Annotated in this window: 12 protein-coding genes; 5 read left to right on the top strand and 7 right to left on the bottom strand. The window is 62.2% G+C overall.

What is annotated here, in order from left to right:
• Positions 1 to 35 precede the first annotated feature (35 nt).
• From J3A64_RS13125 to J3A64_RS13105, 5 genes are all read left to right on the top strand, one after another.
• A complete protein-coding gene (locus tag J3A64_RS13125; RefSeq protein ID WP_014920922.1) occupies positions 36 to 950 on the top strand; it encodes an NTP transferase domain-containing protein in 915 nt (304 codons plus the stop codon).
• Entirely contained in the window at positions 947 to 2,305 is a 1,359-nt protein-coding gene (locus J3A64_RS13120) for a molybdopterin molybdotransferase MoeA (protein WP_210064487.1), read from the top strand. The genes J3A64_RS13125 and J3A64_RS13120 overlap by 4 nt, the downstream gene beginning before the upstream one ends.
• Before the next feature lie 51 nt (positions 2,306 to 2,356).
• Positions 2,357 to 4,663 carry an FdhF/YdeP family oxidoreductase gene (locus J3A64_RS13115; RefSeq protein WP_286176307.1) on the top strand — a complete coding sequence of 769 codons (2,307 nt, stop codon included), beginning with the start codon at positions 2,357 to 2,359 and terminating at the stop codon, positions 4,661 to 4,663.
• A 1-nt stretch (position 4,664) separates the two neighbouring features.
• Positions 4,665 to 5,555, top strand: coding sequence for a formate dehydrogenase accessory sulfurtransferase FdhD (fdhD, locus tag J3A64_RS13110; protein WP_011773760.1), 891 nt, complete (start codon positions 4,665 to 4,667; stop codon positions 5,553 to 5,555).
• Positions 5,556 to 5,702: 147 nt separating this feature from the next.
• The gene (locus J3A64_RS13105) at positions 5,703 to 8,732 is read left to right on the top strand and encodes a glycoside hydrolase family 38 C-terminal domain-containing protein (protein ID WP_210064485.1); all 3,030 of its coding nucleotides are present in this window, start codon (positions 5,703 to 5,705) and stop codon (positions 8,730 to 8,732) included.
• A gap of 32 nt (positions 8,733 to 8,764) precedes the next feature.
• On the opposite strand, the gene J3A64_RS13100 is transcribed toward J3A64_RS13105, so the two are convergent.
• From J3A64_RS13100 to J3A64_RS13070, 7 genes are all read right to left on the bottom strand, one after another.
• Positions 8,765 to 9,772 carry a hypothetical protein gene (locus tag J3A64_RS13100; protein WP_210064484.1) on the bottom strand — a complete coding sequence of 336 codons (1,008 nt, stop codon included), beginning with the start codon at positions 9,770 to 9,772 and terminating at the stop codon, positions 8,765 to 8,767.
• A gap of 2 nt (positions 9,773 to 9,774) precedes the next feature.
• The gene (locus tag J3A64_RS13095; RefSeq protein WP_286176305.1) at positions 9,775 to 10,671 is read right to left on the bottom strand and encodes a hypothetical protein; all 897 of its coding nucleotides are present in this window, start codon (positions 10,669 to 10,671) and stop codon (positions 9,775 to 9,777) included.
• 46 nt (positions 10,672 to 10,717) lie between these two features.
• The gene (locus J3A64_RS13090; protein ID WP_210064482.1) at positions 10,718 to 11,524 is read right to left on the bottom strand and encodes an amino acid ABC transporter ATP-binding protein; all 807 of its coding nucleotides are present in this window, start codon (positions 11,522 to 11,524) and stop codon (positions 10,718 to 10,720) included.
• Positions 11,511 to 12,170 carry an amino acid ABC transporter permease gene (locus tag J3A64_RS13085; RefSeq protein WP_011773765.1) on the bottom strand — a complete coding sequence of 220 codons (660 nt, stop codon included), beginning with the start codon at positions 12,168 to 12,170 and terminating at the stop codon, positions 11,511 to 11,513. Before J3A64_RS13085 ends, J3A64_RS13090 begins: the two co-directional genes overlap by 14 nt.
• Complete coding sequence (locus J3A64_RS13080) at positions 12,171 to 12,986, bottom strand: amino acid ABC transporter substrate-binding protein (protein WP_011773766.1); 816 nt, start codon at positions 12,984 to 12,986, stop codon at positions 12,171 to 12,173. It abuts the gene before it with no gap.
• A 230-nt stretch (positions 12,987 to 13,216) separates the two neighbouring features.
• On the bottom strand, positions 13,217 to 13,924 hold the full coding sequence (locus J3A64_RS13075; protein ID WP_014920928.1) for a hypothetical protein: 708 nt from the start codon (positions 13,922 to 13,924) through the stop codon (positions 13,217 to 13,219).
• Positions 13,921 to 14,643 (bottom strand): hypothetical protein, encoded by a 723-nt coding sequence (locus J3A64_RS13070; RefSeq protein ID WP_011773768.1) that lies wholly within the window; start codon positions 14,641 to 14,643, stop codon positions 13,921 to 13,923. Before J3A64_RS13070 ends, J3A64_RS13075 begins: the two co-directional genes overlap by 4 nt.
• Positions 14,644 to 14,817: the final 174 nt, after the last annotated feature.

Genomic DNA, 14,817 nt, shown 5'->3' with positions numbered 1-14,817 from the left:
CTGCTGAGCCCCGGATGCCCGGGTAATCTGGGCGGATGGAGTTCAATGCCGTGATTTTGGCGGGTGGCCGCGCCACCCGCCTCGGTGGGGTGCCCAAGCCATCGTTGAAGTACGACGGCGACACCCTCCTTTCGCATGCCCTGCAGGCCGCCCGGGGTGCTTCGGCGGTGGTTGTGGTGGGGCCGGATGCTCCCGGCGACGAGTCAAGGGACGGCCGACGCTTGCCGGATGATGTCCTGCGGGCGCGGGAGGAGCCGGCGTTCGCCGGGCCTGCCGCGGCCATTGCGGCCGGCATGGCTGCGCTGAGGAAGAGTGGATCGGACACGCCGTGGACGCTGGTGCTGGCCTGCGATATGCCGCATGCTTCCCGCGGTGTTGACCTTCTGTGGGCCGCCCTAGCGTCCGTTCCCGGCGTGGAAGGAGCCATGGCTGTTTCTCCTGACGGGCGCAAGCAACCACTCCTGGGGGCTTACAGTACAGCCGCCTTGGAACGGGAAGTGGCCGTAGCGTCCGAAGGTTCCGGGTTAACGAACTCTTCAGTGTTCCGGCTGCTTGCTAGGCTGAACGTGCTGGACGTTGACGTTCCCGCGGGGTCCACGGATGACGTGGATACTTGGGAGGACGCCGCGGCCTTGGGCATTGACTACGAGTTGGAGGCGGACGTGAAGAGCCAGGAAGAGACGCTCGAGGAGTGGTGCCGCACACTGCTGCAGGCTTTCGAGCTTGAGGGCGTGGAAGTGGACGTCAACGAGGTCCTCGCTGTCGCCGGAGTAGCAGCGCATTCGGTGGTACGCCCCGCCGCACCCCTGACCACGTTCATTGCCGGATATGCGGCAGGCATGGCCCGCGGCATCGGCCAGGCCAGCGATGATGCGTCCATGAATGCCGCCCTGGAGCTGGCCCGCAAAGTGGCCAAGGAGTACTCGGAGTCCGGGACCGGCCCGGAATGACAGGGGCCCCCAACGAGGGCCATCACGCGGCACACACATGGCATGAGGCCCGGCAGCGCGCGTTCGATGTTGCTGCCCCGATCCCGCCGGGGCCGGTGCCGCTCGGCTCTGCCCTCGGCCGCACCTTGGCCTCGGACGCCCTGGCCGTGCAGGATATGCCGCACTATGCTTCATCAGCCATGGATGGATGGGCTGTCAACGGCAGCGGTCCGTGGATCCTCAGTGAGCCCGGGCAGAGGCTGGCCCCGCACCAGGCCAGTCCCACTGTTACGGGCGGGCTGATACCGCCCGGCGCCAAGGCAGTCCTGCGGAGCGAGAGCGGTGTGCTCACAACTGACGACGACGGCCTGCCGGTTCTCGCCCTGGGCGGCACCGCCAAACCTGGGGAGCCTCGCAATGGCCAACACATCCGCAAGGCTGCGGAAGAGGCCGCTGAGGGTGACGTCCTGCTCAAAGCCGGCACTGTTCTAAATCCGGCACACATTGCCCTCGCAGCGCTTGCGGGCCTGGACCAGCTGGACGTTCTGGGCAAGCCGCTGGTCCGGTTCCTTCTGACGGGTTCGGAAGTCGTGGCCCAGGGGGTTCCCTTGCCCGGTCAGGTCCGGGACACCTTCGGCCCGCAACTGGGTGCGGTGGTGGAACTCTTGGGCGGCATCGCAGGGGAACAGCTCAGGGTGGGCGACAGCTACCAGGAGTGGATCGACGCGCTCCAGGACACCGAGCCACCTCTTGATGAGCTGACACCGGAGCAACCCTATGGTGAAGCGGAGCCGCCAGCCGACGTCGTCATTACTACGGGCGGGACGGGACGCTCGGGAACGGACCACCTCCGCAAGGCTGTTGCCGAGCTAGGTGGCAGCTTGCTGATCGACGGCATCGCCATGCGCCCGGGACATCCCGCAGTGTTGGCGGAACTGCCCGACGGCCGGTTTGTGTTGGGACTGCCTGGAAATCCGTTGGCCGCGATGATGGCCTTGTTTACTGTTGGCGCACCCCTGTTGGCTGCCTTGGGACACGGTCGATTGGAAGACGTAGGCGAGGTTCCCTGCGGAACCACCATTGACGCAAACCCCGGGCAGACGCGCCTGATGCCGTTCAAACTGGTGTACGGGTTGGCGTCGCCTGCGCAGCACACGGGTCCTGGAATGATGCGTGGCCTTGCAGGTGCGGACGGGGTGATGGTGGTGCCGCCCCATGGCGTCCAGCTGGGCGAGATGGTGCCCGCTTTCGCGTTGCCTTGGGGTAAAGCGCTGCCGGTGCCGAAGGCGCCGGAGGACAAGACCCGAAAAGCCGCGCCCCGGCAACAGCGGAAGGCACCTTCCGGCCCTGTGGACTGGAGCGCACTGGACGCCTGAGGCGTGCCTCGGGCGGCCTTGCGCCTGATGACAAAGTGCAATGATGGACTCATGAACAGGCATGCTCCCGAACAGGACATCAACGAAGATGACCTGCAAATCCACCCGCCCAAACAAGCCGCGGCAGGCCTCAAAGCCGTCACTGTTGCCCTTGAACGCGGATACGCCCAGGCCGGTGTATCCCGTACGGTCCGCTCCATGCTCAGGGTCAACCAGCATGATGGCTTTGACTGCCCCGGGTGCGCTTGGCCGGAATCGATCACCGGCAGGCGCAGTCCCGCGGAGTTTTGCGAGAACGGTGCCAAGGCGATCGCAGAGGAAAGCACCACCCGGACCGTCGGTGCCGAATTCTGGGCGAAGCACTCCCTGTCGGACCTCGAGGACAAGACGGAGTACTGGCTGGGAAGCCAGGGAAGACTGTCCGAACCCGTGGTCATCAGGCCGTTCGACACCCACTACTCGCCGATCAGTTGGACTGAAGCTTTTGCCTTGATTGGCGAACACATCAACGCCACAACGCCTGACAAGTGCGTGTTCTACACCTCCGGCCGTACGGCCAACGAGACCGCCTTCATGTACCAGTTGTTTGCGCGAAGCCTCGGGACCAACAACCTTCCCGATTGCTCCAACATGTGCCATGAGTCCTCCGGAAGCGCCCTCAACCCGACCATCGGAATCGGCAAAGGCACGGTCAGTTTGGAGGACATCCACCACGCCGAACTGGTCCTGGTAGTGGGTCAGAACCCCGGAACAAACCACCCCCGGATGCTGTCCGCCCTGCGCGACTGCAAGAACAACGGTGGAAAGATCATCGCCGTCAATCCGCTTCCCGAAGCCGGCCTCTTGAACTTCAAGGACCCGCAATCCCTCAACGGCGTCATTGGTGGCGGCACTACCATCGCTGACGAATTCCTGCAGATCAAAGTGGGCGGCGACCTCGCGCTGTTCCAAGCACTGGGCCACCTGCTCCTGGAAGAAGAGGAAACCAACCCCGGGACCGTCGTCGACCATTCCTTCATAGAGCAGCAGACCGAAGGGTTCGCAGCCTACAAGGAGGCGCGTTCCGTACTGGACTGGGACGAAACCGAACGGGCCACGGGGCTGAGCCGGGAAGAAATCACCAAGGCAGCCGGGATGATGGCTGCGTCCAAGGCAACAATCATCTGCTGGGCGCTTGGGCTGACCCAACAACCGCATTCGGTGGATACCCTGCGCGAAATCATCAACCTGCTGCTGCTCCAAGGCAACTTCGGCAAGCGCGGGGCAGGTGCCTGTCCGGTGCGCGGCCACTCAAACGTGCAGGGCGACCGCACCATGGGCATCTGGGAGAAACCCAAGGAATCCTTCCTGGCCGCACTGGATAAAGAGTTTGGCTTCCACATGCCGCGGGATCACGGCTATGACTCCGTGGAAACCCAGCATGCCCTGGAAAAGGGAGACGTGGATGTTTTCGTGTCCATGGGTGGAAACTTCGCAGCGGCGGGATCGGACACTGCTGCCCTGGAACAAGGCTTGAAGAGGGCAGGGCTGACTGTCCACATCTCCACCAAACCCAACCGGGCCCACATCGTGCACGGCAAGACGTCCCTGATCCTGCCCACGCTGGGAAGGACGGACGCTGACCACAAACACCCCAAGGGCAAGCAGTTCCTCTCAGTGGAGGACTCCATGTCCGTCATCCACAAAACGCAAGGACGATTGGAGCCGGTTTCGGAGCACCTCCTGAGCGAACCGGTGATTGTGGCACGGATGGCCCAAGCGACGTTGGGAGAGAACCACAGCGTGGACTGGCGGGCCATGGCTGAGGACTACGATGTCATCCGCAACCACATCTCCCGAGTCATTCCCGGCTTTGAGGACTTCAACGCAAGGGTTCGCACCAAGAACGGCTTCGTCCTGCCCAACCCACCCCGGGATACCCGTACCTTCGCCACGGACATCGGCAAGGGACGCTTCTCCGTGCGGCCCCTGGAGTATCTCGAAGCGCCGGCGGGCCACCTGATTCTCCAGACGGTGCGCAGCCACGACCAATACAACACCACGTTCTACGGCTTGGATGACCGGTATCGCGGCGTCTCGGATGGTCGTCGAGTGATCCTGGTCCACCCGGGTGACCTGGAGGAACTGGGCTTCGAGGACCGGGACCTGGTGGATGTCATCTCCACCTTTTCGGGAACGGAACGGCGTGCCAACAAGTTCCGGCTCATCGGGTACCCCACGGCCAAGGGATGCGCCGCAGCGTACTTCCCGGAGGCCAACGCGCTGGTGCACCGCGAACTGGTGGCACGGGAATCCAACACCCCTGGCTACAAGGCAATGACAGTGCGGTTCGTCAAACATGAGGAGAACGGATCCTGATATGGGACGTGTAACCCAGCGCCGCAAGGTGCACAAGTTTGTCCTGGACGGCTCACCCCAGGCATTGGAGCATCCTGTCCGGTTCAAGGAAGACGTCCTGGCCGTGGAGGAGCCCCTGGAGATCCGCTTGGGTGAGATGTCCTTCTCCGTGACCATGCGGACCCCTGGAGACGACTTCGACCTTGTGGCGGGATTCCTGGTTTCGGAAGGCATCATCTGGGAGCCGGGACAGCTGATCTCGGAGCGCTTCTGCTCCGGGGAGGACGAGAACGGGGTGCAGACCTTCAACGTGGTGGATGCCCAGCTCAGGCCGGACGTGGAACGGCCCGACACCGGCCGTAACGTGTACACCTCCAGCTCGTGCGGAATCTGCGGCACGGATTCCATCGATGCCGTGCGCAAGTCCTCGCACCACAGCCCCAAGGAAGACGACGTCGCCGTCCCGGTGCGGGCGCTCGCCGCTCTGCCGGACCGCCTCCGCGAGGCGCAGGCGGTCTTTGACAAGACCGGCGGCGTCCACGCTGCCGGACTCTTCAGGATCCACGACGACGGCACTACAGAGCTGCTGTGCCTCCGGGAGGACGTGGGCAGGCACAACGCCGTGGACAAAGTGGTGGGCTGGGCCTTGCGCTCCGGCATGCTGCCGTTGAAGGGCACAGTCCTCCAAGTATCCGGAAGGGCTTCGTTCGAGCTCGTCCAGAAAGCCGCCATGGCCGGAATTCCCGTGCTTGCAGCCGTGAGCGCGCCGTCCAGCCTCGCGGCGGAACTGGCCGAGGAAACGGGAATCACGCTGGCCGGTTTCAGCCGCGGTCTCAGCCTCAATGTGTATGCAGGGCGGGACAGAATCGTTGCCGAAACAACTGAAGCGACGCCGATCATCCGTGGGGGATAGCCGACAATCACTTGGCTATTGAGCTGGAACAACGTAGATTTTATCCATCGATTGGAAGCAAGGTGAACCCGGATTCGCCGTTCGCGCCCAGCGCTTCCGGGTCGATAACAAACCATGTCACCCAGCGAACGCCCAAAGGGGAATTAATTGCACGACGACCGCCGGATCACCGAACAGCGTCTCGATCGATTTGTTCGGGAACGCATTCTTCCGGCCATTTACGGCAGGGCGATTCCGCTTCAACTCAGTAGCTGGGAGGCGCCCGGCGAACCCGTGCCCGCCACGGAAGCGCTACGCCAGGTCTTCACCCCGCAGGAGCCCGGCGCGGCGTGGGGCAAGGCCTGGAGTACCAAGTGGCTGCGCCTGCAGGGTGAGGTGCCGCAGGACTGGGGCATGACTGACTCCACCACAGTGGAGATCATTGTTGATCTTGGCTTCAACAGCGACGTCCCGGGCTTCCAGTGCGAAGGCACCGCGTGGCACTCGGACGGAAGCATCATCAAGGCGATTTCGCCCAGGAACTACCACGTCCCGCTCAAACTTCTTGGCGGCGGCCACTCCGTGGACTTCTATGTGGAGGCCGCAGCCAACCCGGACGTTGCCCAGGGTTGGTCCTTCGCGCCCACACCGCTGGGGGACAAAGCAACCTCCGGCGATGAGCCCCGGTATCGCCTGGGACGCATCGCCATTGCCGAGCTGAACGAAACGGTGTGGGAACTCAATCAAGACATTTGGACCCTCAGCGGTTTGATGCACGAGCTTCCTATGGAAATGCCCCGGCGCCACGAGATCCTGCGCGCGCTGGAACGCATGCTGGACGTCATGGACCCGGACGACGTTGCCGGAACCGCTGCTGCGGGTCGTGCAGAGCTGGCGCAAGTTCTCAGCCGTCCCGCCTACGCGTCCGCCCATGAACTCCTGGCTACCGGGCACGCACACATTGACTCCGCCTGGCTGTGGCCTGTTCGTGAGACCATCCGCAAATGTGCCCGCACTTTCTCCAACGTGGTGGCCTTGATGGATGAAGACCCGGACTTCGTCTTCTCCTGTTCTTCGGCCCAGCAGATGGCGTGGATGAAGGAGTTCTTCCCTGAGCTCTTTGTGCGCATCAGGGAAAAAGTGAAGGCCGGCCAGTTCGTTCCTGTGGGCGGCATGTGGGTGGAATCGGACACCAATATGCCAGGCGGCGAGGCCATGGCCCGCCAGTTCGTGGAGGGTAAGAGTTTCTTCCTGAACGAGTTCGATATCGAGTGCCAGGAAGCGTGGCTGCCCGATTCGTTCGGCTATTCCGGTGCCATCCCGCAGATTGTCAAGGAAGCCGGTTCGCGCTGGTTCCTCACACAGAAGATCTCTTGGAACAAGGTCAACCGGATGCCTCACCACACCTTCGCCTGGGAGGGCATCGACGGCACCCGGCTGTTTACGCACTTCCCGCCGGTGGACACGTACAACGCTGAGCTGCACGGACGCGAACTGGCGCACGCAGAGCGCAATTACCGCGACCACGGCCGCGGGACCATGTCATTGGTGCCCTTCGGCTATGGCGACGGCGGCGGCGGACCTACGCGCGAAATGGTTGCCGCTGCGCATCGAACGGCGGACCTGGAAGGCTCTCCGAAGGTGCACATGGGCACAGCCAGGGAGTTCTTCACCAAGGCCGAGGCCGAGTACACCAACCTGCCCGTCTGGGTTGGCGAGATGTACCTGGAAATGCACCGCGGAACGTACACCAGCCAAGCAAAGACCAAGCGAGGCAACCGTCGGAGCGAACACCTCCTGCGCGAGGCCGAGTTGTGGTGCGCCACCGCTGCCGTCCGGCTCGGTGCGGCCTACGCCTATCCCGCGGACGAGCTCAAGCGGCTCTGGCGGCTGGTCCTGCTCCAGCAGTTCCACGACATCCTGCCGGGCAGCTCGATTGCTTGGGTCCACCAGGACGCAGAGCGCAACTACGAGGCCATAGCCCGGGACCTCACGGGCATCATCAACCATGCTGCTCAGGCTTTGGTGGGCGAGGGGGATCAGCAGTTCCTCTTGAACGCCGCACCGCATCAGCGCAAAGGGGTGCCTGCACTGGGTGCGGCCCAGGCAACGACGCCGGATTCCAGTGTTCAGGTGGACGAGCTGGAGGACGGCTACGTTTTGGACAATGGCATCATCCGCGCTGTCCTGAACCAGGACGGCCTGCTTACTTCCCTGGTTGACCGCGCCAGCGGCCGCGACGCTATCGCTCCAGGACAGGCCGGAAACTTGCTCGAGCTTTTCAGGGATACTCCAAACGAGTGGGACGCATGGGACATCGAAGAGTTCTATCGCCGAAATGTCACACCCTTGACCCAAGCGGATGGCGTCGATGTTGAGCGTTCGCCGGCCGGCGTCGTCGTGGTGGTCAAACGCAAGGTGGGTGCCTCCACCATCACGCAACGCCTGACTCTCGACGCCGGTTCGGCGTCGCTTGGGATCGCCACCACGGTGGACTGGCAGGAACGCGAAAAGATGCTCAAGATCGCCTTCCCGCTGGACGTCAGGGCGGATCGTTCAGCGTCCGAGACCCAGTTCGGCCACGTCTTCCGGCCGACGCACACCAACACCTCCTGGGAAGCGGCCAAGTTCGAGATCTGCGCCCATCGCTGGATCCACGTAGCCGAGCCTGGCTATGGCGTTGCAGTGAGCAATTCCTCCAGTTACGGGCACGACGTCACACGGGCTGTCCGTGCCGATGGCGGAACCACGACGACGGTCCGCACTTCGCTGCTGCGCTCTGCCCGGTTCCCGGACCCGGAAGCCGACCGGGGTGAGCACACACTTGAGGTATCCATCAGGCCTGGCGCCGCGATCGCTGACGCTGTGGAGGAGGGATACCGCACCAACCTGAAGCCAAGGTTCATCTCCGGCGGCCGGCCGGTGGAACCGCTGCTTTCCGTGTCCAATCCCGCAATCGTGGTGGAAGCCGTCAAGCTGGCCGAAGACGGCTCGGGCGATGTCGTTGTTCGGCTCTACGAATCGTTGGGGGAGCGCTCAACAGGCCTCCTAACGGCCAACTTTGAGTGCTCTGATGCATTAGCCACCGATCTGCTGGAGCGCCCTACGGAAGCCCCCGGTGTGGCTGTGGAGGAGGGGCCCGCGGTCAAGCTGGTGCTTCGGCCTTTCCAGCTGGTAACCCTGCGGTTTGTTCGCTGAGGTTTGCCACCGGCGTTTCTTTGCCCGCCGGGTTACTCCGCCAGTTCCGCGTCGATAGCATCCTTCAACACTTGAACCCGAAGGGGAATCACAGTGTCATGGTGTTTGATTTGGGCTGAGACGTTCTTCGTGAAGACATCTTCAACCAGAGTCGGCATGTCCTTCACGCCGTTAAGGTAGCGCTTGGCGGCAAAGTCGAACTCTGACCTGTTGTTCTTTATCCGGGTGTTGAGAGCCTTGAGTTCGTCGGCAATGGTGAGATATTCCGCTTCCGGGGCATTCCGGGCGGTGGCGTCATCAATCTTTTTGACGTACTCGTCCTTGAGCCGCACAAACTCGTTGTAGTTCTCCTCGGACTTTGCGGTTGTTTCTGCGTGCGATTCGAGCTGTGCAATCTCATTGTCCAAGGTGCGGGCAAACTCAACGTAGGAGATGTTCTTGGACTGCTTGAGTTGGTTGACGGCTTCCCGGCAAGGAACTGCTGCTTGCGTCAACAGCGTTTGGCGTTCCCGGAGGTTGGCTGCTTTGGAGCCGACAAAGAGTCCGCTGCACCCGGCATCTTCCCTGAATAGGCCTTCGAACCGGGGGTAGGACTCCACGAGGCCCTCCATTGAGTCGAGGTAGGCCTGGTAGGAATCGACCAGCTGCGCTACAGCCACACCGATCCCATCCGCTTCTTTACCGTCGCCGTAGCCCTTCTGCACATCGCTCAAGGCAGTCCGTGCGGAATTGACGGCCTGTTGGAACTCGTCCCGCTCTTTGACGGAGTTCTTCTCAGCATCCTCTCGTGTTGCGGGGACGTTGCGGGCCTTCTTATACGCGGCCAGGTAGGTGTTGACGGCGGGCTGGATCTTGTCCCTTGCCTCAATGAGTGCCGTCAGGCGCTCATCTTTCAGGAGGGCCAGGCTATCCCTGCGCTGCTGACCGGCGAAGTTGGTGAGGGCTATTACCACTACCGAGGCAACCACCGCCACCACAACGGCAATGGCAAGAGCGATAAGGACCGGACGGCGCTTACTGCGAACGGGCTCAATGGTCATCGCTATTTCCCCTCACCGGATGCTGCATCAAACTGTTCCAGGCTCTTCTTGAGGACGCCTTCGAATTCGGAATTTGAGCTGTTGGCACTCTCGATGATCTTTGTGTATTTGTCCTTGGTGGCGGTTTCATATGTTGTTTGCGCCTTGGCGAAAGCATCATTGATATCCAACAGTGCAAGGCCGGCGATGGTGCTCTTGCTGAGGCGCTCAAAGGTGTCCTTGCTATCCAGGACTTCCTGTTGCTTGTCCCGCTGCCCGCGGATAACCGCCTCTACGTCCGAGAGCAGGGTGGTGGTCTCGGCGTCGGCACCGTCCTTGGCGGTGCCCAGCGCGGCCAGGCACTCATCGGCGCTCTTGACGTACTCCTGGGCGTAGGTCTCACTGGCAACGTTCAGCGATGAATGCAAGGCCGCACACGGCCCGCCCACGGAGCGGTAGATGTTGGTGGTGTTGACCACCAGCTGATCGTTGTAGGCGATCACCGCACCGTACTGATCCTTGAAGCGCTTGAAGGATTCGGCAACTTCCTGATCCTGCAGTGCCGGCGATTCCGCCATCTGCTGCAGGCGGTCACGATTCACCTGTGACTCACGCACGATGCGCTCACGGTCCTGGTTGAGGACTTTCTCCTCCTCCGGCTGTCCCGCTTTTTCGGAAATGGCGTTCGAGTACCGTCCGGAAAACTGCTGGACCAAGGGATCGTAGAGATTCATCGAGTTGTCCACGATGACTCGCTGCTTGTCCAAGCGGATGACGTCAGCTCGGGCCGGTTCGGCCGACCGGGAGAGGGCAAACCACGTCCCAAGCCCGGCGGCCACCATGGCCACCACCACGGCGGCAACGAGGATTACCGTACGTCTGGAGCGTCCCTTGCCGGGTGCGCTGAGTGTTTCTTCCAAGCTTTCATCCCCCAAATTTGTGAATCACGTAGTGTTTGCGAACCACTTAGACGTCGTGCTTTAGCCGCTTCACGAAGAGTTTGGTCCGTTCCTGGCGCGGTGCCCGCAACACCTCGGCCGCCGGCCCGCGTTCAACCACCACTCCGCCGTCCATGAAAATGACCTCATCCGCCACATGCTGGGCAAAGGCGAGCTCATGGGTCACGATCACCATGGTCCAGCCCTCTTCGGCGAGTTCCTTGATGACTCCCAGAACGTCCCCCACAAGTTCGGGATCCAGTGCGGACGTGGGCTCGTCAAACAGGAGCAGTTGAGGCTTGAGTGCCAAGGCCCGGACGATACCCACGCGCTGCTGCTGTCCGCCTGAGAGCTCAAAAGGGTAGGCGTCGCGCTTGTCGGCAAGACCAACACGTTCCAGCAGGCGCTCAGCTTCCGCAATTGCCTCGGCACGAGGCCGTTTTTGGACCTGGACGGGGCCTTCGATGATGTTCTTCAGAACGGTCATGTGAGGGAACAGGTTGTAGTGCTGGAAGACCATGGCGCTGCGGTCGCGGAGCGCAGCCACTTCCTTCTTGCCCACCTTGGCACCGAAATCGATGGCGAGCTCATCCGAGGCATCCCCGCTCCCAAAGGTGACGGTGCCGGCGTCGGGAATTTCCAGGCCGTTAAGGGAACGCAGGACCGTGGTCTTGCCGGAGCCCGAAGGTCCGATCAGGGCCACCACCTGGCCGCGCCGGATATCGATGTCGATGTCCCGCAGCACCACATTGCTTCCAAAGGCCTTGGCCAGGTTCCGTGCCTTCAGGACAGAGGTGGCATGCGGCTGCTGTGCGGGTTCGTTAGTGGGCGACATAGCGGTCCAATCTCTTCTCCACGGCGGATTGCGCTGTGGAAAGGACCAGGCAAATGACCCAGTAAACCAGGGCTGCCTGCAGGTAAAGGGCCATGAACTCCTGACTGAACGCGGCGATCTGCTGTGCGTTGCGGAACAGTTCGGTGACCAGGATGAGCGAGGCCAAGGATGTGTCTTTCACCAGCGAAATGAAGGTGTTGGACAGCGGCGGAACGGACACCCGTGCTGCCTGCGGAAGGATGATGCGGACCAAGGCCTGGGGACGGGACATGCCGATGGTGTGGCCGGCTTCCCATTGGCCCTTCGGCACGGACAGGATGGCCGCACGGATGATCTCGGCAGCATACCCGCCCACGTTCAGTGAGAACGCGATGATGGCGCTGGGCCAAGGATCAAGACGGATGCCGATGCTGGGCAGGCCGAAGAAGATCACAAAGAGCTGCACCAACAAGGGAGTGCCGCGGATCACCGAGACGTAGAAACGGCCGATGCCCGAGAGCAACCAGTTGGGGCTCAGGCGCATCAGGGCAACCACCAGCGCGAGCACCAGGCCGAAGGCAAAGGACGCGAGTGTCAGCGGAATGGTCCCGGTCACGGCACCGGTGATCAGCGGACCGAAGGAACTCCAGATGAGGTCCCAGTTCATCTATTTGGTGACGTCCGCGCCGAAGTACTTCTCCGAGATCTTCGCCAGGCTGCCATCGGCTTGGAGATCGGCCAATGCCTTGTCCACGGCTGCTGTGAGTTCAGTGGAGCCCTTGCGGAACACCATGGCGCTCTCAGTCTTCTCCGGTGCCTCGGCGGCTACCTTCAGGCCCGAGTCGGGAGTGTTCTTGGCGTAGTCCAAGTACGTGAGCTTGTCGTTTACGGTGGCGTCCACTCGTCCCTGCTGCACCAGCGTGGCGGACTGGGCCCAGCCTTCAACTGCCTGGACATTGGCGCCCGCTTCAACGGCCATTTTGTAGAAGTTGCTGGTCAGTGACTGGGCGGTGGTCTTGCCCTTGAGGTCCGCGAAGCTGTTGATGCTGCTGTTGTCCGACTTGGTGACGACCACTCCCGTGGAGATGGTGTACGGCGTGGAGAAGTCGTACTTGGCCTTGCGCTCGTCATTGATGGAGATCTGGTTGGCGATAGTGTCAAAGCGCTTGGATTCCAGACCGGCAAAGATACCGTCGAATTGGGTCTCCTGGAAGGTAGCCTTCACACCAAGTTTCCCGGCCACGGCCTGGGCGACCTCGACGTCAAACCCCGTGAGCTCCCCGGCGCCGTCAGCGTGGAAGCTGAAGGGACGGTAGGTGCCCTCGGTGGCGATGACCAGTTCGCCCTTGGATTTCACATCCGAAAGGGACGTGTCCCCGCCGGACTGGGCAGGTGCTGATCCTCCACCGCACGCAGAAAGTGCAAGGGCGGCCGAGGCCAGAGTGGCTGCAAGGACAGAGCGGCGGGTGCGGAGGCTGTTCATGGAGCCATCTTAGTCACCGCCACGGCCAGGCTTGGCGGGCGGCTTGAAAAAGGGCCATTAAAAAGGCTGAGTGGGGGCGGTCCCCAACAGCCCGCCACCACTCATCCCCCCAATTGTGATCACGTGGGCGCCACATCCACCGGAAACCCGTTCTCTGATTCCGGTGTCAGGCTGCAAACCGCGTTCACACATTCATGATTGTGCCACGATCTAATGGTTTTGTGAAAGTCTTACGCCGAGAGACGTTGCTTTCGCCGCGCAAATGACTTGGAGAACCAGATCCCAGCAAGTCCAAGGCACGTGAACAAGGCGGCCGAGTAGTTGATGAGGACCCGCAACCAGGCCTCCGAAAATGGAATAAGGGGGAAAAGTTGGGACGACAAAAGCAGCGAAAGCCCTAGGAGCAGGAACCCCGAGGCCACCCGAAGCAGGACGGGTGCCGTGCTCACAACCGTGCGCCAGATGGCGGGTATCAGGCAGGCGGCCACAAACCCCGGATACAAGCGGCCCATCGCCGCGTAACCGTCAAGGGACGGCCCCCATTTAAGCCCGCTCATGCCGGCCGAGGATCCTTGGGTGTCCGTGATGACGAAGAAGTAGATTGTCAGGGCACCAATAATCGCCGCAGCAGTGATCCCCAAGGGGCCTCGGATGGCACGCACGGCAGAGGCTGAGCCGAACGCAGTGGCGATCTTGATGCCCATGAAGTAGAACGTGCCGTACAGCAGGAAACGCAGAATCAGATTGCCGATGTTCATCCCGCCGAGCCACCCATCGATGACCAGATAGGGGGCCTCGATACTGATGAAGATGCTCAACGAGATCAGCGAAAATATGTAGAAGACCTCCCGGTTTTCGCCGCGCAATGCGCTGGGGACCCGGGCCAGGGTAATGGCAAGGCAAACCGCCAGCGTGACCCAGGGCAGGACAGCCGTCATCCGAGGTTCTCCCAAATTCGTTCAGTTCGTTCGTGGTCTTGTTCCTGCCGGCGCAGTGTCTTGCCGAGCGCCAGGAGCCGTTCGCCAGCCAGCGTCACCAGTCTGCCCTGCGACAACTTGTCCAGGGCTTCCTGGCGGGCCTCAGGCGGCCATCCGGCTTCGGCTTCCGTAATCAACCCTGCTGCCACCAGTCCTCCCGCTGGCCCCACCCCCGCAGCACGCGAGGTAGCGATGGCCAGTTCGGGCGGAAGCCTGTTGGCGGTCAGGTGGGCGGAGAAGTTCTGTGGGGCAATCCCGGTGGCGTCGCTGACCCGGTGCCGCAACTCGCCGTCGTCGATCGCGTCCACCCAGTTACGCACGGAGGTGGGGTGCGGTGGTTCGGAAAGGCGCGGAGCGGGGGTAGTGCCGGGCTCGCTGCGGTCCACCACTGCGCGCAGCAGGTCTATGGTAGCCACTTGGCTGACCAGTTCGCAGGACGTGGGCGGGACGGGGTCGCCCCGAAGCTCCGCGTAAAGATCGAAAGTGGACAAGGCCTGCACAGGATTGATGTGGAAGCCACGGCTGATACTCACCAAAGTGGACTCGGCCACCTTGCCGCGGACCAACTGCTGCGCCAACGTTGTTCTCTTGATGCCGGCGATCCTGCAGACGTCAGCGGTGCTGGCATCGGGCGCAACGCCATGAAGCCAGCGCTGAAACGCCTTGGACTGTAAGGGCATGTGGAACTTTCCTGGAGGGGCCGCGAGGGCAAAGACGAACGTAAGCCGTTAAGTGGTAGTACGAAACGATTTTACGCCGACGCCACATTGAATTATGCTTGATGATTGAACCCGCTGGTCCGTACACCCCCCAAGTCCGGACCAGCGGGTTTTTCCATGCCCGCGGGAATCGCG

Source organism: Pseudarthrobacter sp. PvP004 (assembly GCF_017876035.1).
In the GTDB taxonomy this organism is placed as follows: Bacteria; Actinomycetota; Actinomycetes; order Actinomycetales; family Micrococcaceae; genus Arthrobacter; species Arthrobacter aurescens_A.
This window is presented reverse-complemented; position numbering and strand designations above follow the sequence as displayed.

Bases quoted from the DNA above. Each gene is read 5' to 3' on its own strand.
- J3A64_RS13100 (WP_210064484.1), bottom strand. From the start codon at position 9,772: ATGACCATTGAGCCCGTTCGCAGTAAGCGCCGTCCGGTCCTTATCGCT.
- J3A64_RS13080 (WP_011773766.1), bottom strand. From the start codon at position 12,986: ATGAACAGCCTCCGCACCCGCCGCTCTGTCCTTGCAGCCACTCTGGCC.
- J3A64_RS13075 (WP_014920928.1), bottom strand. From the start codon at position 13,924: ATGACGGCTGTCCTGCCCTGGGTCACGCTGGCGGTTTGCCTTGCCATT.
- J3A64_RS13115 (WP_286176307.1), top strand. From the start codon at position 2,357: ATGAACAGGCATGCTCCCGAACAGGACATCAACGAAGATGACCTGCAA.
- J3A64_RS13120 (WP_210064487.1), top strand. From the start codon at position 947: ATGACAGGGGCCCCCAACGAGGGCCATCACGCGGCACACACATGGCAT.
- J3A64_RS13090 (WP_210064482.1), bottom strand. From the start codon at position 11,524: ATGTCGCCCACTAACGAACCCGCACAGCAGCCGCATGCCACCTCTGTC.
- J3A64_RS13070 (WP_011773768.1), bottom strand. From the start codon at position 14,643: ATGCCCTTACAGTCCAAGGCGTTTCAGCGCTGGCTTCATGGCGTTGCG.
- fdhD (WP_011773760.1), top strand. From the start codon at position 4,665: ATGGGACGTGTAACCCAGCGCCGCAAGGTGCACAAGTTTGTCCTGGAC.
- J3A64_RS13125 (WP_014920922.1), top strand. From the start codon at position 36: ATGGAGTTCAATGCCGTGATTTTGGCGGGTGGCCGCGCCACCCGCCTC.
- J3A64_RS13085 (WP_011773765.1), bottom strand. From the start codon at position 12,170: ATGAACTGGGACCTCATCTGGAGTTCCTTCGGTCCGCTGATCACCGGT.